General features: G+C 39.6%; 26 protein-coding genes, 1 riboswitch and 1 other annotated feature. Of the genes, 21 read left to right on the top strand and 5 right to left on the bottom strand.

Features of this window, described 5'->3' with window-relative positions:
- Nucleotides 1-41: 41 nt before the first annotated feature.
- Complete coding sequence (locus ERX29_RS04195; protein WP_133443443.1) at nt 42-989, bottom strand: metallophosphoesterase; 948 nt, start codon at nt 987-989, stop codon at nt 42-44.
- Between the two features lie 197 nt (nt 990-1,186).
- Here ERX29_RS04195 and ERX29_RS04190 point away from each other — a divergent pair, with 197 nt between their 5' ends.
- Nucleotides 1,187-1,684, top strand: coding sequence for a hypothetical protein (locus ERX29_RS04190; protein ID WP_133443442.1), 498 nt, complete (start codon nt 1,187-1,189; stop codon nt 1,682-1,684).
- Between the two features lie 26 nt (nt 1,685-1,710).
- Here ERX29_RS04190 and ERX29_RS04185 read toward each other — a convergent pair whose 3' ends face one another.
- Complete coding sequence (locus ERX29_RS04185; protein ID WP_133443441.1) at nt 1,711-2,085, bottom strand: hypothetical protein; 375 nt, start codon at nt 2,083-2,085, stop codon at nt 1,711-1,713.
- Between the two features lie 192 nt (nt 2,086-2,277).
- Between ERX29_RS04185 and ERX29_RS04180 the strand changes: the two genes are divergently transcribed.
- The 15 genes from ERX29_RS04180 (at nt 2,278) to ERX29_RS04110 (ending at nt 15,904) form a co-directional block, all read left to right on the top strand.
- Entirely contained in the window at nt 2,278-3,351 is a 1,074-nt protein-coding gene (locus ERX29_RS04180) for a YkvI family membrane protein (RefSeq protein ID WP_133443440.1), read from the top strand.
- Nucleotides 3,352-3,377: 26 nt separating this feature from the next.
- The gene (locus ERX29_RS04175; protein ID WP_133443439.1) at nt 3,378-4,367 is read left to right on the top strand and encodes an alpha/beta hydrolase; all 990 of its coding nucleotides are present in this window, start codon (nt 3,378-3,380) and stop codon (nt 4,365-4,367) included.
- A gap of 112 nt (nt 4,368-4,479) precedes the next feature.
- Nucleotides 4,480-5,397 carry an NAD-dependent epimerase/dehydratase family protein gene (locus ERX29_RS04170; RefSeq protein ID WP_133443438.1) on the top strand — a complete coding sequence of 306 codons (918 nt, stop codon included), beginning with the start codon at nt 4,480-4,482 and terminating at the stop codon, nt 5,395-5,397.
- Nucleotides 5,398-5,645: 248 nt separating this feature from the next.
- Complete coding sequence (locus ERX29_RS04165) at nt 5,646-6,263, top strand: DUF47 domain-containing protein (protein ID WP_133443437.1); 618 nt, start codon at nt 5,646-5,648, stop codon at nt 6,261-6,263.
- Between the two features lie 12 nt (nt 6,264-6,275).
- Complete coding sequence (locus tag ERX29_RS04160; protein ID WP_133443436.1) at nt 6,276-7,274, top strand: inorganic phosphate transporter; 999 nt, start codon at nt 6,276-6,278, stop codon at nt 7,272-7,274.
- A gap of 77 nt (nt 7,275-7,351) precedes the next feature.
- Nucleotides 7,352-8,914: a gluconokinase gene (gene gntK / locus ERX29_RS04155; protein ID WP_133443435.1), complete on the top strand. Its 1,563-nt coding sequence runs from the start codon at nt 7,352-7,354 to the stop codon at nt 8,912-8,914.
- A 97-nt stretch (nt 8,915-9,011) separates the two neighbouring features.
- Nucleotides 9,012-9,644, top strand: coding sequence for a Bax inhibitor-1/YccA family protein (locus ERX29_RS04150; RefSeq protein ID WP_133443434.1), 633 nt, complete (start codon nt 9,012-9,014; stop codon nt 9,642-9,644).
- Nucleotides 9,645-9,747: 103 nt separating this feature from the next.
- A complete protein-coding gene (locus ERX29_RS04145) occupies nt 9,748-10,467 on the top strand; it encodes a YebC/PmpR family DNA-binding transcriptional regulator (RefSeq protein WP_133443433.1) in 720 nt (239 codons plus the stop codon).
- A gap of 48 nt (nt 10,468-10,515) precedes the next feature.
- A complete protein-coding gene (locus tag ERX29_RS04140) occupies nt 10,516-10,986 on the top strand; it encodes a cupin domain-containing protein (RefSeq protein WP_133443432.1) in 471 nt (156 codons plus the stop codon).
- Between the two features lie 62 nt (nt 10,987-11,048).
- Entirely contained in the window at nt 11,049-11,462 is a 414-nt protein-coding gene (locus tag ERX29_RS04135) for a VOC family protein (RefSeq protein ID WP_133443431.1), read from the top strand.
- Between the two features lies 1 nt (nt 11,463).
- Entirely contained in the window at nt 11,464-11,841 is a 378-nt protein-coding gene (locus ERX29_RS04130) for a GNAT family N-acetyltransferase (RefSeq protein ID WP_133443430.1), read from the top strand.
- A gap of 47 nt (nt 11,842-11,888) precedes the next feature.
- Nucleotides 11,889-12,668, top strand: a complete 780-nt coding sequence (locus ERX29_RS04125; protein ID WP_133443429.1) for an SDR family NAD(P)-dependent oxidoreductase — start codon at nt 11,889-11,891, stop codon at nt 12,666-12,668.
- 111 nt (nt 12,669-12,779) lie between these two features.
- Nucleotides 12,780-13,175 carry a GntR family transcriptional regulator gene (locus ERX29_RS04120; RefSeq protein WP_133443428.1) on the top strand — a complete coding sequence of 132 codons (396 nt, stop codon included), beginning with the start codon at nt 12,780-12,782 and terminating at the stop codon, nt 13,173-13,175.
- Nucleotides 13,150-14,052: an ABC transporter ATP-binding protein gene (locus ERX29_RS04115; RefSeq protein WP_165981062.1), complete on the top strand. Its 903-nt coding sequence runs from the start codon at nt 13,150-13,152 to the stop codon at nt 14,050-14,052. The genes ERX29_RS04120 and ERX29_RS04115 overlap by 26 nt, the downstream gene beginning before the upstream one ends.
- Nucleotides 14,024-15,904 carry a hypothetical protein gene (locus tag ERX29_RS04110; protein WP_133443427.1) on the top strand — a complete coding sequence of 627 codons (1,881 nt, stop codon included), beginning with the start codon at nt 14,024-14,026 and terminating at the stop codon, nt 15,902-15,904. Before ERX29_RS04115 ends, ERX29_RS04110 begins: the two co-directional genes overlap by 29 nt.
- An 87-nt stretch (nt 15,905-15,991) precedes the next feature.
- On the opposite strand, the gene ERX29_RS04105 is transcribed toward ERX29_RS04110, so the two are convergent.
- A complete protein-coding gene (locus tag ERX29_RS04105) occupies nt 15,992-17,086 on the bottom strand; it encodes a 5-methyltetrahydropteroyltriglutamate--homocysteine S-methyltransferase (protein WP_133443426.1) in 1,095 nt (364 codons plus the stop codon).
- 45 nt (nt 17,087-17,131) lie between these two features.
- Nucleotides 17,132-17,339, bottom strand: a binding site (T-box leader).
- Between the two features lie 88 nt (nt 17,340-17,427).
- On the opposite strand from ERX29_RS04105, the gene ERX29_RS04100 reads away from it, so the two are divergent.
- From ERX29_RS04100 to ERX29_RS04080, 5 genes are all read left to right on the top strand, one after another.
- A complete protein-coding gene (locus ERX29_RS04100; protein WP_133443425.1) occupies nt 17,428-18,987 on the top strand; it encodes a phospholipase D family protein in 1,560 nt (519 codons plus the stop codon).
- A gap of 55 nt (nt 18,988-19,042) precedes the next feature.
- Nucleotides 19,043-19,148, top strand: a riboswitch (SAM riboswitch).
- Nucleotides 19,149-19,215: 67 nt separating this feature from the next.
- Nucleotides 19,216-20,232 (top strand): methionine ABC transporter ATP-binding protein, encoded by a 1,017-nt coding sequence (locus ERX29_RS04095; RefSeq protein WP_133443470.1) that lies wholly within the window; start codon nt 19,216-19,218, stop codon nt 20,230-20,232.
- Nucleotides 20,222-20,887, top strand: coding sequence for a methionine ABC transporter permease (locus ERX29_RS04090; protein ID WP_133443424.1), 666 nt, complete (start codon nt 20,222-20,224; stop codon nt 20,885-20,887). The genes ERX29_RS04095 and ERX29_RS04090 overlap by 11 nt, the downstream gene beginning before the upstream one ends.
- A gap of 13 nt (nt 20,888-20,900) precedes the next feature.
- The gene (locus ERX29_RS04085; RefSeq protein WP_133443423.1) at nt 20,901-21,743 is read left to right on the top strand and encodes a MetQ/NlpA family ABC transporter substrate-binding protein; all 843 of its coding nucleotides are present in this window, start codon (nt 20,901-20,903) and stop codon (nt 21,741-21,743) included.
- Nucleotides 21,744-21,860: 117 nt separating this feature from the next.
- A complete protein-coding gene (locus ERX29_RS04080) occupies nt 21,861-23,090 on the top strand; it encodes an aminopeptidase (protein WP_133443422.1) in 1,230 nt (409 codons plus the stop codon).
- A gap of 163 nt (nt 23,091-23,253) precedes the next feature.
- Here ERX29_RS04080 and ERX29_RS04075 read toward each other — a convergent pair whose 3' ends face one another.
- Nucleotides 23,254-24,159, bottom strand: coding sequence for a nuclease-related domain-containing protein (locus ERX29_RS04075; RefSeq protein ID WP_133443421.1), 906 nt, complete (start codon nt 24,157-24,159; stop codon nt 23,254-23,256).
- Nucleotides 24,160-24,193: 34 nt separating this feature from the next.
- On the bottom strand, nt 24,194-25,006 hold the full coding sequence (locus ERX29_RS04070; protein WP_133443420.1) for an alpha/beta fold hydrolase: 813 nt from the start codon (nt 25,004-25,006) through the stop codon (nt 24,194-24,196).
- Between the last annotated feature and the right edge of the window lie 99 nt (nt 25,007-25,105).

Raw genomic sequence — 25,105 nt, 5'->3', positions numbered from 1 at the left:
TTTAACTGGAGAAGTTATAGGATGGACTTTTTTTAACAGTCTTAGTATATTTTTCTGAAATTGAGCGTTCTCGTTTCTTCCCGACCGTAGCCGACAATTCGCATTTTGTTTTTATAGATTTTCACAACACTGTATGCATTTTGTTCAGGTGTCTCTACCATTCCTTTTAAGTTTACGTAATGTACGCCGCGTCTGACGTTATATTTTCCGCTATGGGTATGGCCGTTAAAATAAACCTGGACATTATTATACTTATCCATGATTTTCAATATTTCCTTGTAGTTCAGCACGTTATCTGTGAATAATGGATAGACCGGGTGATGGCTTATCATGATGACCTGCTGCTTTTCATGCTTTGCCTTGTTCAATGTACCATCCAGCCATTTTAATTGTTTCTTAGTGACAGAACCATTGTAATCATAGGCATAAGGTGCACCGGCGGCTTTCGCTTTTTTCAACCGGGACTTTGCGATATTATACAGCTTAGAGCCTTTTGGATTGGCGTAAGTGCTGATTTCATTCGTATCGAGAACAACAAATCTGATGTTCTTTTTCACAAATGAGTAATAGTTGTGTTTCATACCGAGAGCTGTCATCGCACTGTAATCATGATTAGGAAAATCGTGGTTTCCCAGCACATCATAGCGCGGTGCTTTCAACTGGTTATAGAGTGGTATCATTGTTTTGAATGAGTGATAATCACGGTCTATAGTGTCTCCCAGCTGCAAGTTGAAGTCGAGCTTCTTGCGGTTTAATGTCGATGTTGCCTGCTGCATCTTTGCAGGAGTTGACATAAAAAATCGCTCAGAGTCATATTTTGGGATGAATTTTGGCTCACATTGACAGTACTGTGCATCTGCAAACATCCCAATCTGTAGTTCTGGTGATATCGTTTTTGCCTCTGCATGCTGAATAGATGAAAAAGAATGAACAGTCAGTAAACCAATAAGTGCGGATGTAACGATAAGCGGCTTTTTTCTGTATGGCATTTGTTATCCCTCCGTTATAAGTGTACTGCAGTATCAGTATAGAACAGTGCTGACGTCATATGTCTTAGTTTACTGAATCTTAAATTTTCTTTATTACTCCCTATAAATAATTTACATAAAAGAAGTGCAGTTGATGATGGGAAATATAATGGAAATATGGTAGAATAAAAAAGCTATGAACATAAAGGAGGGACATCATGAAAGATGAAATTGAATATTTAATTCTGAGCGGAAATTTCGCTGCAGCTAAAAAAATGATGGATGAAACCGACTTTATGGCATTTGAAGAAGCATTTATCAGTGCAGCTCATGACAGTGAATCTATGATGTTCTATACCTTCATCGTTGATATGATGCAGGAAGATGAAACAGTAGAACTGCATGACCTGGCGTTTCTGCTCCTGGTCTATCCGCTAAGTGATGTAAGCGGAGCATTTAATGCAGCATACTATCACGCGAAACGTTCTGTCATTCTCACTGATCATAAAGAAATAAAAAGCCTGCTGCAGCTGCTGTTTCTATATGCAATTCCTGATCCGGTCATTTCAGATAAGGAAGCATTCAGTGTAGCAAAAGAGATATTAAAAAAAGATCCGGAAAACAAAGTAGCGCGTAATATATTAAAGCAGACTGCTAAGAAGCTTGATTCTGTTGTAGTAGATATCAATCATTTCAATCATATTAAAAAAGCCTGAAGACAGTATAAGTCTTCAGGCTTTTATTAATCCTCCAGCCAGACTTCCACTGGAAGAATAACCGGGAACATTCCACGGTCTTCTGTTGCTTTGACAATCAAAGCAGAAGCTTTTGAAAATAATGGGACTGCATACATTTTCTCATCACTCTGTAGTTCTGTCAGCACATCGACAGTGTCATCATCGCTGCTAACAAGAATAGTGGCTTCGATAATTCCATCGATCTGCGTACCGAAGTGAGCAAACATAAAGTTCAATGTAAATTCAAAGACGTGAGGATCATCTGGATGTTGTTCAATATCAATACGATGCATTTTAGTGATATCAGGTGATGTCTGGTCAAAATCTCTGACGTGCAGTTCTCTTACAAACATGTGAACGACTTGCTTATTTAATTCCATTGCCTATTCCCTCCATCAATCGTTATACAATTATTATACAGAACTTTATGTTATTGGACTGATAAATATATAAGACAACAATAAAACTTACTGAAAGATGAGAACTCTGTAGATAGTTATGATTTGATATTGAAGCTGTCTTTTGCTTTAATTGTAGACGTATGTTTTTGAAATAATAAGGAGGAGGAGAATATGTCAAAGAATACAGAAGCAATCAAAATTGGCTCTGCATATGTAGGAGTCGTGGTAGGGGCTGGTTTTTCGACAGGACAGGAAGTTTTGAAATTTTTCACGAATTACGGTACATACAGCTATTTGGCCATCTTGATCTCCGGACTAATGCTCGCATTTTTCGGTCGAGAGATTACAAAAATTGGTCAAGGATTAGATGCAGATAGTCACGAGAGTGCTATCAATTACCTATTTGGTGAAAAATTTGGAAAAGTCATTGACTATGTACTTGTGTTTTTTCTGTATGCCATATCAGTCATTATGCTTGCTGGTGCAGGCAGTGCATTCAACGAAAGTTTTGGTGTTCCTATCTGGCTGGGCTCATTAATAATGATGATTTTAGTCATTATTACGCTTATGATGGATTTTAACAAGATCGTTAATGCTCTAGGGTTGGTTACACCTTTTCTTATCACGGTCGTTACTATTATTGCAATTTACTTCTTCTTTAATGGTGATCTGTCTTTCAGTGAAGTGAATTCACATATTGATACTGAAAAGCAGCCATCAAAGCTTTGGTGGTGGGATGGTATTCTTTACGGGGGACTTGCATTTTCTACAGCGTTTAGTATGTTGACGGCAATTGGCGGAGATTCCAGCCGTAAAGTGATTGCTGGTCGAGGCGGTACAATTGGAGGAATCATACTTCTCATATTACTGTTGATGGTTAATTCCGGACTGCTTGCTGAACTTGATAAAGTAAAGGATTCGCCTATTCCCTCACTTGTTTTAGGACGTATGATTCATCCATTGCTTAGTATCGTGCTTAGTATTATTATGTTAACAGTGATTTATAATACAATAGTCGGACTGATGTATTCATTTGTCGCACGATTTACAGAACCTTATTCAAAAAAATATATCATGTTGCTTGTCGGTACCATGCTTGTCGGATACTTCCTAAGCTTTATCGGCTTCATCGACTTAGTCGGTAAACTTTATCCAGCCATGGGCTATATCGGAATATTGCTGTGCCTTGGTATTTTCGTGAAATACGTGGTTAGAAAGAGCAAAGGCAAGAAACACATCGCATAAAGCAGTGATTGAATGGAGCAGCAGTAATGAAAAAAATGCTATGGATTATAATGAGTGTACTCTGGCTGTTTGTTGTTGGGTTCATCGGTGAATATGTCATCGAAAAACCCGTTCAGATTACAGATGCCGCACTTCAGAAAAAGAACGTGAAAATATATCATAATATAGTTTACAGTAAATTGTCTGGCAGTCAGCTGGATATTCTAATGCCAGCCAAAATAAAAAAAGGTGATAAACTACCGCTCATTATTTGGACTCATGGAGGAGGGTATATCGCTGGCGACAAAAAATATAAAAATCCATATTTAGCACAGCTTGCTGAAAAAGGGTTTATTATTGCAAATATTAATTATGCGCTCGCACCTGAATATCAATATCCGACACCGATCAAGCAGCAGGCTGCGGCAAGTCAATATATGCTGAAAAACAAGCTGAACCTGCCGATAGATAAAAATCAGATTATAATCGGTGGTGATTCAGCAGGCGCTCAGCTGGCTAGTCAATTTGCTGCGATACAGACGAATGATAAACTAAGCGAGACGATGAATATGAAGCCGAGCTTTAAGAAAGAACAGTTGAAGGCAGTGATTCTGTTCGGTGGATTTTATAATATGAAAACCGTTAGAGCAACTAATTTTCCTCGGATTAAATTATTTATGCAAAGCTATACAGGTGAAGCGAACTGGGAAAAAGATTTTGTGCCAATTAATCAGATGTCTACAACAAGACATGTTACAAAAGATTACCCTCCGACTTTTTTGACAGTAGGAGATGCAGATCCATTTGACTCACAGGCGAGAGAGCTGGTGACAGTGCTGCAGAAGTACAATATCCCTTATAAAACATCTTTTTTTGACAGCTCGCATCAATTGCGTCATCAGTATCAGTTCCATATGGCATTGCCGGAATCACAACTGACCTATAAAAAATTACTGATGTTCCTTAGACGGTATACAAATCAGACGCCGTATGATGGTCGTGTCCAGCCTGTAGAAGCGGGTGTCAGTCGTAAGTAGACATCTCTAAAAATGAAGAGTGGCCAGTCAATTTAATGGTCTTTCGCTTATGGCTTACAAAAACATATGGTAAAATATAATCATTCTTATAGATTGAGCGGAGGCAGATACTATGCGGTCACGGGTATTGTTAACTGGTACTTCAGGATATATCGGAAGTTATTTATATGAAGCACTGAAAGAAGATGTGGATGTCGTAGCTATGTCAAAATATCCGGAAGCACTAAAGAAAGCTCTGTCATGGATTCAAGGTGATATTTTTAATCTGGAAGACGTGAAAAGAGCAATGGAAGGTATTGATTTCGCGGTATATTACCTCGATCCTACAAAACGATCCAGCAAGACGACAGAAGCTAACTTCAATGATTTAAATGCACTGGCTGCCGACAATTATGCAAGAGCAGCTGAACATAACAACATTAAAGAAATCATCTATATCGGCGGCGCTACAGAAGATGCGGAAACGCTTAAAATATTAAGACATTATAAGACACCGGTAAGAGTAACTGGCAGCAAAATCAGACGTAAAGGAATAATGGCGCAAGATCAGTCTTCCAGAAAAGATGATGTCAGAGTGCTTGTTCGATATAAGCTGCCTAAATCCTGGTCGCTTGAAAAATTCATCACACATTACTTTAATTATTATAATGACATAGTACCTAAAGTTTCAAATGTGGAATATAAAAACAATAGCTATTATCTGCAGGCTCGTACTATAGATCTTGTCATTCTAAAACAAATTTCAGATAGCAGCAATAACGACCGTCAGCAGTTTGAAATTTCAGGTGGAACGCTTGTACAGAAGAGTCGTGACAACAAAGGACGTTTGGAATTCAGACGACTCATCGATTCCAATGAAGTCATCGTTGGTATTCATGATTATGTACCCGCAATGCCAAAATGGTTCTATCAGTTCTGCCAGTCTCCGTTCCATCATGTGACCATGCGAGTGCTGGATGTTGAAATGCGCATACAGATGTTTAATGATGAGAATTCGCAAGGTATGACGCGAACATATACGAAAGATTAATTAAGAAAAAGACGTTTCCATTGGGGAACGTCTTTTTTAATGAGACAAACGATGAAATCTTTACAAATTTGTAACACAAATTATACATATAATTTACAAAAGACAAAGTTTCTTCATTAATTATATAGGAATAATAATAAATTTACTTTTTCTTTACAAATAGGCTACCGTTATCGCATAATATCAGATAGAATATTAACATTGACCTTGAAAAACAATTTATAGATGACTATAGGAGGCACCACTTAATGTTTAATAGAAAAAAAGATAAATTTGCAATCCAACTTGAAGCAATGGCTGAAAATCTTCAGCGTGCATCTTTAGCTTTTGGCGAAATGAATTTTCACACTGCATTTGACTTGAAGAAATACGCTGATGGTATTAAGGCGTTCGAAAAAAACGGTGATAACTTGATGCATCAGATTATCTCTGACTTGAATCAGACATTCATCACACCTATCGAGCGTGAAGATATTCTGGCACTTGCTAATGCGATGGATGATGTACTGGACGGTATGGAAGAAACTGCTGCTATGTTTGAAATGTACTCTATCGAGTATTCAGATGAATTTACAGCAGAGTTCGTTAAAAATATTCAGGCATGTGCTGAAGAAATCAAAGTGGCAGTTGAACTGGTAGCGCAGAAGAAATTTTCACATATCCGTGTGCATTCTATTAATATTAAAGAGCATGAAACAAATTGTGACGGCATCCTTCGTCAATCGATTAAACATATCCTTTCTGTTGAAACAGATCCTGTCATGATTATGAAAATCAAAGATATTTATCAGTCTCTTGAAAATATTGCAAACAAATGTCAGACGGTTGCACATAATCTTGAATCTATTATTATGAAGAACAGCTAAGGAGTTTAAAGAATGGAACCTATTTTAATTATTACGATAGCGATTGTTATCTTTGCGCTTGTTTTTGACTTTATCAACGGTTTCCATGATACAGCTAATGCGATTGCGACCGCAGTTTCAACGAAAGCATTGAAGCCGCGTCATGCGATTTTGATGGCTGCAGTAATGAACTTCCTTGGAGCCTTGATGTTTACAGGGGTTGCTAAGACTATTACAAAAGACATCGTCGACCCCTTTACATTGAACAATGGTTCCGTCGTCATTCTTGCAGCGCTGCTTGCAGCAATTATCTGGAACTTAGTGACATGGTATTACGGCATACCGAGTTCTTCTTCTCATGCACTGATTGGCGCAGTAGCAGGCGCAGCCATTGCCTCTGCAGGATTCAATGCGCTTCATTACTCAGGGTTCATTAAAATTATCATCGCTTTGATCGTGTCGCCGATTCTTGCCTTTGTTATAGGGTACATTATGTATTCTATATTTAAAGTTATTTTTAAAAACAACAACTTAAGTAGAACGAACCGTAATTTTCGTTTCGTGCAGATCTTCACTGCGGCACTTCAAGCGTTCTCTCATGGGACAAACGATGCGCAAAAAGCTATGGGGATCATTACAATGGCATTGATTACTGCTGGCCTTCAGACAGGCGACGATGTTCAGCACTGGGTACAGATTTCATGTGCGACAGCGATGGGTCTGGGAACAGCGATCGGTGGCTGGAAGATTATTAAGACTGTTGGCGGTAATATCATGAAAATCCGTCCGGCAAATGGTGTAGCTGCTGACTTAACTTCAGCTCTGATTATATTTGGTGCAACGCACATCCACCTGCCAGTATCAACGACACACGTTGTATCTTCATCGATTCTCGGTGTCGGTTCATCACATCGTGTTAAAGGTGTGAAATGGACGACTGCTCAGCGGATGATTACAACTTGGGTCATTACACTGCCGATTTCAGCAGGAATAGCAGCACTAATATTCTGGGTGCTTAATATATTTATTTAACGATCATAAATGGGTAAACTATCAATATAGTTTACTCATTTTTTTATGGCATGATGTCAATTAAGAGGAGAATTTATATGACGTTTATGATAGGTGTCGACATCGGAACAACGAGTACAAAAGCTGTCATCTATGATGATGAAGGCAGCATTAAAGCGGTTCATCATGTAGAATATCCACTTCATACCCCGACTGCTGATACAGCTGAACAAGACCCAGATGAGATATTTGACGCGGTAATTATGGCAATTAAGCAAGTTGTACGTGAGGCAGGAGCAGCTAAAAATGAAGTGGCTTTCGTCAGTTTCTCAAGTGCGATGCACAGCCTGATTGTTATGGATGATAATAATACACCTATTACAAGAAGCATTACGTGGGCTGATAACAGAAGTCATCACTATGCTAAGAAGATTAACGAAGAATACGACGGACTAAGTATTTATCACCGCACCGGTACACCGATCCATCCGATGAGTCCGCTGTCCAAAATCTTGTGGCTGAAAGAAGAACAGCCTGAAGTGTTCAAGCAGGCAAAGAAATTCATCGGTATTAAGGAGTTTGTCTTCTACAAACTGTTCAACCGCTATGTCATTGACTATTCGCTTGCTTCTGCGACGGGGCTCTTCAATATTCACGAGCTGAAGTTTGACAAGGATGTATTGAAGCTGCTCGACATTGATGAATCTGAGCTCTCTGAAGCGGTGGATACTACAACTTACTATGAAGATATGGACAGAAAATATGCCGAGATGATGGGAATCGATGTTTCAACGCCGTTTGTCATCGGTGCTTCTGATGGTGTATTGAGCAATCTTGGTGTGGATGCCTTTAAACCTGGTGAAGTGGCTGTCACAATCGGCACAAGCGGTGCCATACGCACTGTGATTGATCATCCTAAGACCGACAAGCAAGGAAGATTGTTCTGTTATGCACTGACAAAAGACCAGTGGGTAATCGGCGGTCCAGTGAATAATGGCGGCATCGTCCTTAGATGGATTCGTGATGAGTTTGCAGCCAGTGAAACAGAAACCGCTAAACGACTAGGTGTCGAGAGTTATGAGGTGCTGATGAAGATTGCAGAACGCGTGCCTGCTGGCAGTAATGGTCTGCTGTTCCATCCGTATCTCGCCGGCGAACGGGCGCCGCACTGGAATGCGGATGTCAGAGGCTCATTCTTCGGGCTTACTTTATCTCATAAGAAGGAGCATATGATTCGTGCTGCCCTGGAAGGTGTTATCTTTAATCTGTATTCTGTGTTTATAGCACTCAATGTATTGATGGACGAACCCGTTAATAGTCTGAAGGCAACAGGAGGTTTTGCAAAAAGCGGGCTGTGGCGGCAGATGATGGCTGATATATTTGAGCATCAGCTGATTGTCCCGGAAAGCCATGAAAGTTCGTGTCTTGGGGCGATCGCTCTTGGACAGGTAGCCTTGGGATTAAAAGGTGATTTTTCGCATATTAGTCACATGGTCGGTGCTTCTTTTGAACACGAACCGACCTTTGATCACGTCAAGATTTACCGGGAAATACTTCCACTTTATATTAATCTGACGCAGAGTCTTGAGGAAAATTATGCAGCGATCGCCGCATTCCAGAGACGTCATGACCATTTACAGCTTGAACAGCAGGAACTATGACCCGTTATGCATGGATTGGAAGTTTGTAATTATTTGACTGACCATGTAAAATATAAATAATCCTATAAGGATGAATTTATATTAAAGAGGTTATGTTATGGACTATCAATCATCTTACTCAGGCTCACGCTCAAGCAGTGTTAAGCAAGCTTGGTTATATTTTGTTTACTACTGGGTGGTCTTTGCTGTCGGTACTTTTGCCGGGCAGTTCGTTCCAGATGCACTCAGATTCCCGATTACGATTCTGATCTTTGCAATTGTTATGATTTCGTTGTTTGTCAAAGCATCACGTAAGTTTGATTCAATACTGTCAAATGTCCTTGCATTTCTGCTCGGAGTAGTCAGTTACACAGCATTTATGTACTATATTGCGGATCTCGGAACGGTAGCATTCTATCAGAATATCGGTCTTGCAGTCGGATCATTCTTTGCCTTCGGTTTCCTCGGCTACTTTGTAGTCGGTGATGCATCGAGTTTAGGAAGAATGCTGTTTCCTGCATTAGTCGTGCTAGTGCTTGCAAGCTTTGCGGGACTGTTCATTCAGATTCCGATGTTCCATCTGGTCATCACTATCGCAGGACTTGCCATTTTCCTGCTCTATACAATTTATGATTTCAACAGAATGAAACGCGGTAATTTCTCAGCACGTGAGATGGGCTTCAATTTGTTCATCAACTTGCTTAACATCATTATGGATGTACTGAGACTCGCAAGTATTTTAAAAGATTAATCGATAAAGACCTGGACAAATCGTCCAGGTTTTTTTGCTGGATGACAGATGATTTAATGGTTGTGTATAATAAAGTTATATTATTTGAAAGAAGGCTATTACTATGGGTCGTAAATGGAACAATATTAAAGAGAAGAAAGCGGCAAAAGATAAAAATATGAGTCGGATCTATGCGAAATTCGGCCGGGAAATATATGTAGCTGCTAAATCCGGCGAACCGGATCCGGAATCCAATCAGAATTTAAAGTTCACTTTAGAACGGGCAAAGACCTATTCAGTGCCTAAGCACATCATTGACCGGGCGATTGAAAAAGCAAAAGGCGGCGCAGAAGAGAACTTCGACGAATTACGTTACGAAGGTTTCGGTCCAGGCGGCTCGATGCTGATTGTTGACGCTCTGACTAATAACGTCAACCGTACAGCAAGTGACGTGCGGGCAGCGTTCGGTAAGAACGGTGGTAATATGGGTGTATCTGGCTCTGTTGCTTATATGTTCGATAACACAGCGATATTCGGATTTGCTGGTAAATCAGCTGATGAGACGTTAGAGCTATTGATGGAAGAAGATATAGATGTCCGGGATGTCCTTGAAGAAGAAGATCATGCAATTGTCTATGCGGAACCTGATCAGTTCGCAGCTGTACAGAACGCTCTTAAAAATGCCGGGATTGAAGAGTTCACAGTTGCAGAACTCTCAATGGTCGCGCAAAATGAACTTGAATTAAGCGAAGCAGATTTTGAAGTGTTTGAGAAGCTTGTCGATGCAATAGAAGACCTTGAAGACGTACAGACTGTTCATCACAATGTAGCATTACCGGAATAACAATTAAAGGCTGAGCGAAGGCTCAGCTTTTTTATTAAGGAGAATTTGATGATTACTAAAGAAGACATTATTGCACACTTATGCCTGGAACCGCATCCGGAAGGCGGTTATTTTTATCAGTCCTACGTGTCAGAAGCGGTAGTTAATGATAAACAGCTGTTTACGAGCATTTACTTTTTAATAGAGTCAGGTAACATCTCGCATTTTCATCGTATCTCATCTGATGAACTCTGGTATTACCACGCGGGTAATGCGATTACAATACATCTGATTCATTCTGATGGTCATTATGAACAGGTCAAGCTCGGTATGAATCTTGCAGAAGGGGAAGTACCGCAGTTTCTTGTTCCGGCTCAAACTATCTTCGCTTCAACAGTAGAAGATGATTCATCATGGAGTTTTGTCGGCTGTATGGTTGCACCGGGGTTCACATTTGAAGACTTTGAGCTATTCAAAGCAGCAGACTTACTGCCGTTATATCCAGAGCATGAATCAGTGATCAATAAATATGCGCTATAGTCGTTTCTTTCGCATTTTAGAAGTTATTTCATTACATTAAAGAAAATAAAGGAGGACTCAAAATGAGAATGCAAAAAGTAGTACCGTTTCTAATGTTTAATGGACAGGCTGAAGAAGCGGTTGATTTCTATACGACAATCTTCAGAAACAGTAGTATCATCACAATGAACAAATATGGAGAGGAAGGACCAGGCGCGCCAGGAACAGTGAACCATAGTATCTTTACATTGAATAATCAGCAGTTTATGGCGATAGATAATGCAGACGCGACAGCTATCCCTTTTACGCCTGCCATGTCGTTTGCCATCAACTGTGACAGCGAGGAAGAGATTGATTATCTCTATGCACGGTTATCGACAAACGGCAGAGTGATGATGGAACTTGCGCCGCTTGAACCTATCGCACGTAAATTCGCTTGGGTGGAAGACCGATTCGGCATTAGCTGGCAATTGAACCTACCGTCATTTGGTGAGTGATATGATCAGAAAATTTACTCCGGCTGATATTGATGCCATTCAACACATGAATAAAGCTGAAGGCTGGGATAACTTAGTGGCACGGCATGACCAGACACTAAACAGCTGGATTCATAGTGAGTCATTTGTGATGGAGCAGGACGGAGAAGTTATCGCCTGCATCAGAGCATTGACTGATGGCTATGTTTCATTATATGTCTGCGAATTAATCGTACGGCAAGATATGCGCGGTCAGGGCTGTGGACGGAAGCTGCTATCATTTGTTCATGACTTATATCCATCGACACGAATGGAACTACTCGCGACCAGCAGTTCTAAAAGTTATTATGAAGACTGGTTCAGACCTTTTTACGGATATAGAAAGACATATCATGAATAATATACTTAAATAGCAGTTATTGATAATAATATAAAAGGAGCGATGAAATGGATTTAAAGTTAATGGGTAAAGTAGCTGTGGTTACAGGATCGAGTAAAGGAATTGGCAAGGAAACGGCAGCAGTATTGACCGAAGAAGGAGCAAGGGTAATTCTTGTTGCCCGCCATAAAGAAGGTTTGGAGCAGGCGGTTCAGGACATCGAGGAAACAACAGGTCAGACTTTGGATTTTGTTGTGGCTGATGTGACAAGTGAAACTGATGCGAAGCGAGTGATCACAAGCGTTATAGAAAAATACGGGAAGCTTGATATACTGATCAACAATGCAGGGTCTGCTTTCGCCGAGAACTTTGAGAATGTATCACTTGACGACTGGCAGAACGACTTGAATCTGAAATTATTCGGCTGGATACATATGATTCAAGCTGCATTGCCTGAACTGAAGAAAAATGGGGGAGCAATCTTGAACTTGACGGCTGTTGCCGGTAAGACACCGCCTGCAAATACCTCTCCGACATCTGTATCGCGTGCAGCAGGACTTGCATTGACGAATACATTGAGTAAGGACTTGGCACCTTTTAATATTCGTGTCAATGCAGTATGCATCGGACTGATCCGCAGCGGTCAGATAGAGAAACGCTGGCAGGCAGAAGCTCCTGAACAATCATGGGACGATTATGCACGTGATCCGAAGTTCAACATTCCCCTCGGTCGCATCGGCGATACAAGAGAAGCGGCAAACGTGATAACGTTTTTAGTATCCGACGCCGCAAGCTATGTGACAGGCACGGCAGTCAATATTGACGGAGGCAGTGCACCCGCATTATAACCATTTTAAACCTGACTATTGAGTCAGGTTTTTTTTTTGTTGCATTTTAATTGTACTAACTGTATTATGCTAGTTAATACAGTTAGTACAGAGAGGGAAGGAGGACTATAATTGTTCAATATCGATCATCGAAGTCGTATCCCTATTTATGAACAGTTGATTGAAGGATTTAAATTACAGATAATGAATGGTGTGATGGAACAGGATGCACAACTCCCTTCAGTCAGACAGCTGGCAGCAGAATTGACAGTAAATCCTAATACAATTCAAAAAGCTTACCGTGAACTGGAACGTTCTGGATTTATCTATTCAATACCAGGCAGAGGAAGCTTCGTTAACCGCATTGAAGAGACTATCAATAGGGAGCGAATTCAAATGTTGTCAGAGGAACTGGATAAAATCATTAAAGAGTTGTTGTTCCTTGGAGTATCGAAAGAAGAAATAAAAAATCAGATTGATATTTCAGACGAGGAGGAAGATTATGATAGAAATCAGACAAGCGAGTAAATCATTCGGAACATACAAAGCTGTCAATAAGGTCACTTTAGACATAAAGCCAGGCTCTATTCACGGGTTACTAGGTTCGAATGGAGCAGGAAAAACGACATTGTTGAAATTATTAGCAGCAATCTATAACACTGACAGTGGAGTTATTCACTATAACGGCAAATCTATATTTGAAAATTTAAATTATAAGTCGGAAATGATTTTCATTGCAGATATTCCCTATTTCTTTAAAAACGTAAATTTAAAAGAAATGGCAACTTTCTATAAAGAAACGTTTCCGAGTTTTAGCATGAAAAGGTTTAATCAGTTGACAGAACTATTGAATATTAATCCGCTAGTAAGAATTACAAAATTATCTAAAGGTATGAAACGGCAATGTGCATTCATTCTTGCTATCAGTGCACGTCCTAAGATAATGCTGCTGGATGAACCATTCGATGGTCTTGATCCAATTGTCAGACACACTATAAAGAATATATTGATTCAGGATGTTTCCAATTATCAAACGGCGCTCTTCGTCTCTAGTCATAATTTGCGTGAAATGGAAGACTTCTGCGACTCAATTTCTATAATGCATAAGGGGGAAGTACTGCTCGCACGGGAACTAGATGATTTAAAGAGCGATGTATGCAAACTACAGATGGCATTTAAAGAATTACCGCTAGAAACATTCTACAAAAATTTTAATATTCTAGAAAAGAATGAAAAAGGACGAGTTGTAACATGCATAGTCAGAGGTAATTTCGACAATATTGAACAGACAATCACTGCAGCGCACCCGTTGATGTATGATATTCTGCCGCTATCACTTGAAGAAATATTTACTTATGAATTGGGGGGGTACGGTTATGCCATTGAAAACATCATTGTTGAGTAAACCGCTATTTAAAAATTTATCTCATCATATCTTATTTATTACAATAGTGAATATCATCTGTACGTTTTTACTGATTCCTTTTTCTTATGTGCTATCTTCCATCAATGGGAGTCCAAGTTATGATGTGGGAAGTAAGTATATCATCGGACATGACCTTGTACTGATTCAGTTCTATTTTTTCGGTACGACCGGATTTGCGGTGATTGCAGGCATCATGCTAACCTATTATTTGAAATCTGAAAGTGCATCAGATTTTTTGCATAGTCTACCGATCAAACGTAGTAGTATCTTTATGACGACGATTTGTGTATTTCTTTCGAGTGTTATAGTAAATTTACTACTCAACAGCTTGCTATTATTATTGTTGAAAATTTACTATAAAGATATTTTTATGGGACATATATTGAACTGGATTATTCTTACTTTCTTGTTCGCAATGTTTACTTTTGCCTTTACGCTTTTCATTGGTTTGCTGGTGAATAATATTGTAAGTCATCTAGTGTTTACAGTTATGATCATTGTTACACCGCTTCTGTTGAATATATTTATCACTGGTTTGGTTGATATGATGTTTGCGGGACTGAAACCTCAAACAGATGACCTTGCAATGAAACTAACAGTCCCTGCCGAAGTAATTAACCAACTCGCAAATAATAATTTTTCTATCATGTACTGGTTTATCGTGGCTATTGTGACTATTTTGTTATTGATAGGTTCATACTTTATATATGAAAATCGAAAGAATGAGAATATCAATGAAGGATATTCCAATAAACCATCTGAGTATATTCTTTTCAGTTGGATTGCAGTACTTGGAACATTACTAGCTGGTACAGCTGCTATTGCTATTTTTCCTAAGAACTTATTTTTTATGATTGCGATCTTTTTCGTCACTTTCTTTCTGCTCTATTATTTGATGGAAATGATCTCACAAAAATCTGTACGTATTACAATACACAAAAGACAAATGATAATATCATTAGTTGTGACAATATTTGTTATTTCAATGATACTAATAGTGGGTAAAATCCGTGAAAATTATATACCCGAGTTGAAGGATATTAAAGCTGTTTCAATCGTTGATTTTTCGGACCAAAATACTAATAATGAATTTTTATATGCAAATGAAGTTGAAGATATGGCGTATATTAATGACACTGTTCAACTTCATAAAGAACTTGTAGGAAAGGAAAGCGATAACTACGACGGTGCAATTACGATAAAATATATAATGAAAAATGGATCGAAAATTAGTAGACACTATCTATTGACCGGGACACAGAAAAGCTATGTAAATGAAATCATTAATCGACAAGAAATTGTTGATAAGCGATTTGAAAGTATTGACTGGGAAGAAGTAAAAAATAGCTCGTTAGCTGTTGAAAAACAATATCATAATGATGATGAGAACGGCGGTGCTTACTTGACACTGTCTATGAACGAAAAAGCAAGGTTAATCAATGCATTCAAAGCTGATTTTATGAAGTTGAAGAGCAATTATGACCAAGTCAGTCTTGCAATTACTGACGTCACGTTAATGCTTGATAATAATCCGTATATTGGTATTACACCTTATCATACAGAAACAATAAAAGTTCTTAAATCACTAGGATTTATCGACACTGTAAGTGATTTGTATCAAACTTCAGAATTTAAAATAATTAAAGATAAATCACAGTTTGATAATTTCACTAACGTTAACTATGAAGATTTGTGGAATATTAAAGGAAAACAGGTTAATGATAAGGAAGTTAAGAAATTTCTGGATAATAACAAAGCAGAGGTTAAAGGAGACGTCTGGTATATATCAAATCCTAATTTAAATCCTGGAATTGTTAGAATATCTGAATAAGTAAGAATGATATAGAAAACCGCTAACGTAAATAAAAGTGTCTCGATTGTATCATTTGTGAAGCAATCGAGACACTTTTTGTTTGAGTTATAATATTTCCTCGGCAATATCGACAATATATTTGAGCTTACGCCATTGGTCATCTTCTGTCAGAATGTTCCCTTCTTCTGTCGAGCTGAATCCGCATTGCGGACTAATTGACAGCTGTTCTTTCGGCACATACTGGCTCGCTTCTTCGACTCGTTCGATGATCGTATCTTTATTTTCAAGCTTGCCATGTTTTGAAGTGAATAGTCCAAGTACGACTTTGGAATCTTTACGATTGAAATGTTTCAAGGGAAGGAAATCACCGGACCGTTCGTCGTCATATTCCAGGAAGAAGCCGTCCAGGTTTTCTTTGAACAAGTCTTCAGCAATTGGTCCATAGCCACCTTTCATTGCCCAGCTTGAACGGAAGTTGCCGCGGCAAATATGGGTTGTAATATGAAGGTCATCCGGTAGACCGGCAATGGCGTCATTAACTGTTTTTGTCGCCAGTTTGATGGCTGTCTGCTTCTCTTCTTCAGAGCGTAGTCTACGTTTGATACGATGTTCAGTTGCTGCAAGTCCTGCCCAGTACACATCATCCAGCTGCACGTAGCGGATGCCGATGTCATAAAGGGCTTTCAAACTGTCGTTATATGCTTGCGACACGTCTCTTTGATATAAATTAATGTCAGGATAAATGTCATGATTTAATATATTGGGATGAAACAACTGATTCGGACTTGGGATTGAAACTTTTGCTGTTCCTTGATTGCCGACAGCCTGCAGTAGAAAGTCTGCATGCTCAAAGTGCGGATGATTCAAGTTCGCACTCACGTGTTCTGTTACTTTGACGTCGTAAGCTTTCGTCTGCACACCGCTGAACTGCAGCCCTTCGTCTGGTATGTAGCCCGTTACACCATGCAGTCCTTCCAAAAAGTCGAAGTGCCACCACGCACGACGGAATTCTCCGTCAGTAATACTTTGTAGACCGACATCCAGCTGCTTATTGATGACATCTTTAATTAATAGGTTTTCAAGTTGAGTCAGTTCTTTCTGCGAGATCAACTGTTTCTTGAAATCTTCTCTGGCCTGCAGTAGTTCTTTCGGACGGAGTAGGCTGCCTACGTGATCTGCTTTGAATGGAATAGTTGTCATTTTAGTTCCCCTTTTCTATATAAAATAAAAAAACTTCCATCATCATACAAGGACGAAAGTTTCGTGGTACCACCTATATTCGTGACAAAATAGTCACCTCAAACTTGTAACGTAAGTAGACGTCCAATGCTTATCTGGGACTCACATTGAAATCACAAAAAGACCATCTTCATAAGAGTTCAATGCTTGTTTTCACCAGTCACAAGCTCGCTGAAAGTGAACGACTTATTACTTTTCTTTTTATTGTGAATAAGATGTATGTTGAATTGCATTTAAATTTATCATCATCTTGAGAAGTCGTCAAATCAATTTGTTATACTTAAAGAAATGGAGGGATGCCTATGGCTCAGAAAAAAAAGCCAGCTGCAAAAAAAGTGACATCTAACAAAAAGACACTTAAAAAAGCATCTGAAAAAAAACAGCACACTTATAAAAAGAACAACGCAGGAAAGAAGACATCGAAGAAAAAACGAGTGCTGAATTTTAAAATTATCGGCGGCTTATTATTTTTTATCATTCTTCTGGTCACTGTCTGGAATGTCTTCAAACCGTTGCCGGCCGGGATTTCTAAACGTTATGAACCGAGCAGGACCAATGACGTCAAGTTGTTGTTGGACAATAGTTATGACAAGAATGGTGTCATGCAGTACGATCATGAAATTTTTCGGGAAATCTATCAGCTGATTGATGACGCGGATGATTTTATCATCATGGATATGTTTTTATTCAACAATGCCTATGATGGCGACGAGCAGTTTCCTAAGTTATCGTCTGAGCTGACGAATCAATTAATCGCTAAGAAAAAGCAGCACCCGGATATGCCGATCTATGTCCTGACGGACCCGATTAACTCATTTTACGGCAGTTATACCCCTGTCCATTATAAGCGTCTTCGGGATAATGGCATACTGGTCTATGAGACGGATCTGACAAAGTTACGTGACTCAAATCCGCTGTATTCAGGGTTGTGGCGTTCAACATTCCGTTGGTTGGGAAACAGTGAGAACGGTTCTATTCAGAACATTTTCTCGAAGAAAGAGCCGGATGTCACGGTCAGAGGTTATGCGCGTATGCTGAACTTCAAAGCGAACCACCGCAAGACGATTGTATCTGAGAAGTCAGCTATCGTGGCGAGTAGTAACCCCCATGATCCGAGCGGACATCATCAGAACATCGCTGTAAAAGTGAGCGGTCAGCTACAGGAAGATTTGATTCACAGCGAGATAGCCGCTATCAACATGAGCGGCGGCAAGCTTGAGCGCGGTGATTTCACTATTGAACAACGCGCCTATAACAACATGATGGATTATGAGACGACTCTAGTATCAGAAGGTAACATTAAAGAATCACTGCTTGAATATATCAGTCAGGCAAATGATAACGATGAACTCAAAATGGGTATGTTCTATCTGTCAGACCGCGATGTGATACAAGCGTTGATTCATGCTGCAGAACGTGGCGTCAAAGTAAAATTGATATTAGATGTGAACAAAGAAGCATTCGGCAAGGAGAAGCCTGGTATACCGAATAAACCTGTAGCCCATGAGCTCGTTGCCAAAAGCGATGATAGAATTCAAGTGAAATGGGCAGTGTCTCACGGGGAACAGTTCCACGCAAAATATGTGCTGCTGACTGACGATCAGAAGCAGGAATCATCGCTGTTTGTCGGAAGTGCCAACTTAACACGCCGGAATATTGGAGACTACAATATGGAGACGGATGTCATTATTTCAGGACAGTCAAATCTTCCTGTATTCAAGAGATTGAATGATGATTTCGATGCCAAATGGACGAATAGTTACGGTCATGTCACTGATAACTATGAAGTGAAAAAAGATGCATCGTTTCTGAAAACGGTGCTGTACCGTATTCAGGAATTCACCGGTTTATCCAGTTTTTAAAAAAAGCGGTTGACAGGAGATATTGTTGTCTGTAATAATGCAATTAACTTAATAAAAATTATCAAGAGAGATTGAGGGATATGGCCCGACGACATCTCAGCAGCGGACTCATTCACTGAGCACTGTGCTAAATCCATCAAGCTCGGCTTGGCAGATAAAGAGACGTAAAACGACTTTTTGGCGCTTGCCGGAAAGTCGTTTTTTTATATTTAGGAGGGAACTATGGCCATCATTGAAATTGAGCACGTGACTAAACAGTTTCAAACGAAAAAAGGGGTTGTTGAAGCACTTTCAGACGTGTCATTGACGATAGAGAAAGGACAGATATTCGGCATTGTCGGTTATTCCGGCGCGGGTAAGTCAACGCTTGTCAGACTCATCAACAAACTGGAGAAACCGACATCCGGGCGAGTGGTCATCGAAGGCGAAGATATAACGCGTCTTGGTCAGCAGCTGCTTAGGAAACGACGTCAGAACATCGGCATGATCTTCCAGCAGTTCAACTTGTTCCGAGCGAAAACCGTCGAAGACAATATTAAATATCCGCTGAAACTGACGAAGAAATACAAGAAGGCAGATATCGATAAACGAGTGGATGAGCTGCTCCAGTTTGTTGGCTTGCTGGATAAGAAACATGATTACCCGAGTCAGCTGTCCGGTGGTCAGAAACAGCGTATCGGCATCGCGAGAGCACTGGCGACTAATCCTGATATTCTGCTCTGTGACGAAGCAACGTCAGCACTTGACCCTGAAACGACGGATGAAATATTGAAGCTTTTGAAACGCATCAACCAAGAGCTGAACATTACGATTGTCATGATCACTCATGAGATGGAAGTGGTAAAAAGTATTTGTGATGAAGTAGCAGTGATGGAAAAAGGAAAAATTGTTGAGCAGAATAAAGTGTTTGAACTGTTCACTAATCCTGTTCATCCGACCACTAAACGCTTTGTCCATTCTGTATTGAACGATGATATTCCACTTGAAGTCGATGTAAGATCTCGACGATTATACCGCTTTATTTTTAATCATCAGCAAATTCTTAAGCCTGTACTGAGTCAGATTGGCAGACAGTTTGATGTCGATTTCAATATTTTGTACGGCGGTATTACCGAGTTAACAGATAAACTTTTTGGTAATTTATTAATTGAAGCGGTCGGAAGTGACAACCGCATACAGAATGCACTGGAAGAGTTGACACGTCACGGCATTCAGATTAAGGAGGTGCATGGCTTTGAAAACTGATTTAACGGAATTTTATCCGGTCATTATTCAGGAAACCATCAATACGCTGATTATGGTAGGCATTACACTCGTACTTGCAGTACTCATCGGACTGCCGCTCGGAATTATTCTTTACGCAACAGGAAGAGGGCATGTCCTTGAAAATAAGACGGTCAATGTTATTCTGAACTTCTTCATCAATACAATACGCCCAATCCCGTTCATTATCTTCCTCGTAGCATTGATTCCTATTACCAGGTTTCTAGTCGGAACGACCATCGGCATCTGGGCAGCGATTTTCCCGATGACTCTTGCAGCATCGTTATCAATCGCCCGTGTTGTTGAGAATAACATCATCTCAGTGGATAAAGGAGTCATCGAAGCTGCTGAAGCGATGGGGTCATCGAAGTTTGACATTCTGTTTAAAGTATTAGTACCAGAAGCAGCGGGTTCATTGATTCTCGGTCTGACATTTACAACCGTGTCACTTATCGAGTTCTCAGCAGTAGCGGGTCTTGTAGGTGCAGGCGGCATCGGCTATCTCGCTTTTACATATGGTTATCAGCGATTTGACGTGGCTGTGATGTTTGTCACAGTGTTGATACTCATCATCCTCGTACAGATCACACAATTCATCGGCAATAAGGTTGCGAATATATATACAAGCAGATTATAAGGAGAGAGATAAAATGAAGAGAATTTTACTATTGGTTTTAAGTGCATTATTAGTACTGGCAGCGTGCGGCAATAAGGAAAAAGAACAAAAAACAATTAAAATCGGTGTAACTGGTGTAGACGGTAAAGTATGGAATGTTGTTAAGAAAAAAGCAGAACAAGACGGTATTAAAGTAGAACTAGTTGAATTCCAGGATTACACAGCTCCTAATAATGCATTGAATGAAGGGGACATCGATTTGAACGCATTTCAACATTTCGCATTCCTGGATCAGTTTAAAAAGGATCATAATTTGGACTTATCAGTGATAGGAACAACTGTATTTGCACCACTCGGAGCATATTCAGATAAAATTAAAGATATTAAAGACTTGAAAAAAGGTGATACAGTTGCCATTCCGAATGATGTAACTAATCAGGCACGTTCGTTGAAATTACTTGAAACAGCGGGTGTCATCAAACTGTCTGATGACTTTGGGCTTTTCGGTGATCCATCTAAAATCACTGAAAATAAACTAGGTATTAAAATCAAAGCAATCGACGCGCAACAGACACCAAGAGTATTGCCTGATGTTGCTTTAGCGATTATCAATAACGGTGTAGCCGGTAAAGCAGGCTTGAATCCGAAAGATGACCCGATCTACCTTGAAGATCCAAATTCTGCAGCAGCTAAACCATATATCAATGTTATCGCATCAAAAACAAGTGAAAAAAATAATAAAGATTACAAAAAAATTGTTGAATATTACCATTCTGATGAAGCGGTCAAAGCAATTGAAAAAGATTCTAATGACGGTGAAATTGTGAAGAAGTTATCACAAAAAGAAATCGATGATATAGAGAAAAGTTTAAAGTAATAGTCAATCATCTCCCAGGAATCATCCGGGAGATTTTTTTAATTTAATAAATATTGGAAAAAGTTCAATACTTCGGTATGATTAAATAGTCAGAAAATTAAGTCAGGAGATGAAAAGATGAATCATATGGAGTTATTGGAGAAGTATGCAAGGGTGGTTGTTGACATAGGCCTCAATATCCAGCAGGATGAAATACTGGTTATTGAAGCAGATATTAATGCGGCACCCTTAGCAAGATTGGTTGTTAAAGAGGCTTACGAACGTGGTGCGAAGAAGGTCATTGTGAATTATTCCGATATTGAAGTAGCTAGACATACATATGATTATCAATCGATAAAGACACTGCAGGAAGTTCCGGATTATATAAAGCAAGAACTAAAATATATTGAAGACGAAAAAGCAGCATTCTTAAGTATTACAAGCGTTTCTCCGGAAGGATTAAAAGAACATTCTGAAGAGAAAATCAATGCGAAAGCGAAAGTCATGATGAAAGCCAGTGAAAGCATGTCTGACAGTTTCGGTGACTTCAGACAAACTTGGTGCATTATCGCCTATCCTTCTATTGAATGGGCAGAGATGGTATTCCCGAATCTTAAAGGCGAGGATGCACAAAATGCACTGTTTGAAGCGATATTCAAAGCAGTTCGTATCGACCAGGAAAATCCTGTTGAGGCATGGACATCTCATATCGCGCATTTGAAGAAACGTGCTGAGTGGCTGACTGAGAAAGGTTTCGACAAATTGCACTACACTGCTCCAGGAACAGATCTTACCGTTGGACTTCATCCGGGGGGTCACTGGCTGAAAGCGGGGAAGGTGAATAAGAAAGGAACAGAAATTATTGTCAACATGCCGACAGAAGAAGTCTATACGACGCCTGACTTTAGACGCGTGGATGGCTATGTGTCTAATACACTGCCGCTCAGCTTATCTGGAAAGATTATTGATAACTTCAAATTGACATTTAAGGAAGGGAAAGTGGTCGATTTTGAAGCGGCAGAGGGTTATGAATCTTTGAAGTATCTGCTTGATATTGACGAAGGTGCTAAGCAGATTGGAGAAATTGCCCTAGTTCCGGTTAATTCTCCAATCTATGAAAGCGGACTGCTGTTTTATAATACATTGTTCGATGAGAATGCATCGTGTCATATCGCACTCGGTAGCGGGTTTGCTGAAGTGATAGACGGTGCAGAGGATAAGACGATTAAAGAGCAGGTCGAGCTTGGTATCAACGATAGTTTGACCCACGTCGATTTTATGATCGGTAGTGATTCTCTTAATATTGACGGTATCTATAAAGACGGCAGCAGTGAACCTATCTTCAGACAAGGAAGATGGGTGGAATAATGAGAACTCCCTCGATTGAGGGAGTTCTGTTTTTAAAAATATTGTTTGCCTTTCAAGATATCAGGAACATGAGAGGGAAAGCCGTTTGCCTCTCAAGAAACCAGAAACATGAGAGGGAAAGCCGTTTGCCTCTCAAGAAATTAAAAACGTGAGAGGCAAACGGCTATAAATGATATTTAGTAGCTCTGCTCGAACCGATTTTTTTAAAATTGGTAGCCAATACCCTTGAAATAGAAGCACGACTCACTCCTTCACACCATTCAATAGCTTCGGTGATGGTAAAAGGCTCTCCTTTTAAATAATATAAATCACTCAGACTTTTAAAGGTAATGAGCCTGATCACTTCATTCTTGCCGCAGCTTTCACACTTATAATACTTTACTTTAGTTGTCACTTCGCGAATCAAGGTATCGCAGTAAAGGCACTTTAACCCTATCATCTCCATGGAAAAAGAAGTGCGTTCGAGAGGATTAATATTGAGTTCTGGATGACTCACTTTGATTAAGTGATGTCCAAGCGACTGATTATCATCCAGCATGAAATTGCTATGGCTGTACTTTTTCAGGTGGTTGTTCAATATACTGCGGAATAGCCAACGTGGATTATCGGTATTGCCACGCAAATGAAATTGGTTATTGATAAATACGATATAGCTTTCTATTACATACTGATTGTCATAGTGGTGCACAACATCTTCTAAAATATGATGTGCTCGAATAAGCTGATGGTCAGGATTTTTAAAATCACGACCGAAGTCATTTACTAAAGAGCCGTCTCTCATAGTGAACTGACCTTTATAGTTCTTTATGTCATAATGGATTACTGTATTCTGATGAATGATGATCACATCAAACTGGGCCGAACCTTTAAACTTCGAACGGATATTCAAATCCCATAATATGATGGCATCAGAAAAACTTTTGACAAGCTGAACGAATTCCTGCTCACCTTTATAACCGTTAAAATGCGTATGAAAATCTTCAAGCTGATTTGCTGTAAACCTGGTGCGACCGGACAATGCATGATAATAGTGAAGTTTCTCAGAAAGAAGACGACTTTTTAACAGCATGTTACACCTCTTTGAGCACACTTAGAAGTAATCGTTACTGATGAATCTTAAAGAAATGCAGTAAATGAGCATTGAATAGTTTGGCCTGATCAATCTGCAGATTGTGTCCTGCTTCATTGAGCAGTATAAAGTTGCCGAATTCGTTATCTTTCACTAAATTATAGGCATCATCGTAACCGACAGTTGAATCCTGTCTGCCGACGATAACTGTCATCGGACAATTATGTCGGGTTTCAAGCAACTCACGTTCAAAACTGAATGAATAACCGTCATTAAAGTAACGTTCTTTAAAGTCTGTATCAGCAACAGCCTTACCGGTTACTAATTCATCCAGGTAACGCTGCCAGTTTTTCTTGGTGATGATGACATTGGTATTTAAAAATTCTTGAAATTCTTTCTTGTGGTCTCCCGGATTTATAGTTTCCAGCAGAATGTGCTGATGGACAGGCAGCTTTCGCTTTTCACTATCTGCGATAATGACAGGGCAGAAGAAGAACATGCCGTCTACACAGCCTGCCATCTTAAAGTTAATACCGTTTGATAAATAACCGCCGTACGAGTTTCCGATAATCAGGAAATGCTGTTTCTTGATAACTTTTCGGATGAACTTCATAAGGACAGACAGCATATCATCAGCATTGATGATATTCGGATTAACCGCTGACTGGCCCATACCCGGCAGATCAATGTATATTCTTGAATAGGCATAGTCTGTCTCTTTAATAACTGATTCCACTGTATTTTTCATGATTCGATGGTCAACACCATAACCATGAATGCACAATACAGGCACGCCTTTGCCGATGGTTTCATAGTATACTGGATAACCGTCAATTTCTATAAACATTGCTGCCTCCTTATAATTATTGTATATTCAGAATAAATTTCTATGAAGCAGGAAACACGTCGCACCTTAGGAAAACGAAACGATGAAGGCAATAAGCTT

The organism is Macrococcus lamae, assembly GCF_004359545.1.
GTDB classification, from domain to species: Bacteria; Bacillota; Bacilli; order Staphylococcales; family Staphylococcaceae; genus Macrococcus; species Macrococcus lamae.
Note: the sequence above shows the minus strand (reverse complement) of the source record. Positions and strands in the feature narration are given on the sequence as shown.

Coding starts and splice junctions, on each gene's coding strand:
- ERX29_RS04105 (WP_133443426.1), bottom strand. CDS start 17,086: ATGACAACTATTCCATTCAAAGCAGATCACGTAGGCAGCCTACTCCGT.
- ERX29_RS04135 (WP_133443431.1), top strand. CDS start 11,049: ATGAGAATGCAAAAAGTAGTACCGTTTCTAATGTTTAATGGACAGGCT.
- ERX29_RS04165 (WP_133443437.1), top strand. CDS start 5,646: ATGTTTAATAGAAAAAAAGATAAATTTGCAATCCAACTTGAAGCAATG.
- ERX29_RS04115 (WP_165981062.1), top strand. CDS start 13,150: ATGATAGAAATCAGACAAGCGAGTAAATCATTCGGAACATACAAAGCT.
- ERX29_RS04070 (WP_133443420.1), bottom strand. CDS start 25,006: ATGTTTATAGAAATTGACGGTTATCCAGTATACTATGAAACCATCGGC.
- ERX29_RS04085 (WP_133443423.1), top strand. CDS start 20,901: ATGAAGAGAATTTTACTATTGGTTTTAAGTGCATTATTAGTACTGGCA.
- ERX29_RS04160 (WP_133443436.1), top strand. CDS start 6,276: ATGGAACCTATTTTAATTATTACGATAGCGATTGTTATCTTTGCGCTT.
- ERX29_RS04175 (WP_133443439.1), top strand. CDS start 3,378: ATGAAAAAAATGCTATGGATTATAATGAGTGTACTCTGGCTGTTTGTT.
- ERX29_RS04190 (WP_133443442.1), top strand. CDS start 1,187: ATGAAAGATGAAATTGAATATTTAATTCTGAGCGGAAATTTCGCTGCA.
- ERX29_RS04110 (WP_133443427.1), top strand. CDS start 14,024: ATGCCATTGAAAACATCATTGTTGAGTAAACCGCTATTTAAAAATTTA.
- ERX29_RS04140 (WP_133443432.1), top strand. CDS start 10,516: ATGATTACTAAAGAAGACATTATTGCACACTTATGCCTGGAACCGCAT.
- ERX29_RS04170 (WP_133443438.1), top strand. CDS start 4,480: ATGCGGTCACGGGTATTGTTAACTGGTACTTCAGGATATATCGGAAGT.
- ERX29_RS04075 (WP_133443421.1), bottom strand. CDS start 24,159: ATGCTGTTAAAAAGTCGTCTTCTTTCTGAGAAACTTCACTATTATCAT.
- gntK (WP_133443435.1), top strand. CDS start 7,352: ATGACGTTTATGATAGGTGTCGACATCGGAACAACGAGTACAAAAGCT.
- ERX29_RS04100 (WP_133443425.1), top strand. CDS start 17,428: ATGGCTCAGAAAAAAAAGCCAGCTGCAAAAAAAGTGACATCTAACAAA.
- ERX29_RS04185 (WP_133443441.1), bottom strand. CDS start 2,085: ATGGAATTAAATAAGCAAGTCGTTCACATGTTTGTAAGAGAACTGCAC.
- ERX29_RS04145 (WP_133443433.1), top strand. CDS start 9,748: ATGGGTCGTAAATGGAACAATATTAAAGAGAAGAAAGCGGCAAAAGAT.
- ERX29_RS04150 (WP_133443434.1), top strand. CDS start 9,012: ATGGACTATCAATCATCTTACTCAGGCTCACGCTCAAGCAGTGTTAAG.
- ERX29_RS04195 (WP_133443443.1), bottom strand. CDS start 989: ATGCCATACAGAAAAAAGCCGCTTATCGTTACATCCGCACTTATTGGT.
- ERX29_RS04130 (WP_133443430.1), top strand. CDS start 11,464: ATGATCAGAAAATTTACTCCGGCTGATATTGATGCCATTCAACACATG.
- ERX29_RS04180 (WP_133443440.1), top strand. CDS start 2,278: ATGTCAAAGAATACAGAAGCAATCAAAATTGGCTCTGCATATGTAGGA.
- ERX29_RS04080 (WP_133443422.1), top strand. CDS start 21,861: ATGAATCATATGGAGTTATTGGAGAAGTATGCAAGGGTGGTTGTTGAC.
- ERX29_RS04125 (WP_133443429.1), top strand. CDS start 11,889: ATGGATTTAAAGTTAATGGGTAAAGTAGCTGTGGTTACAGGATCGAGT.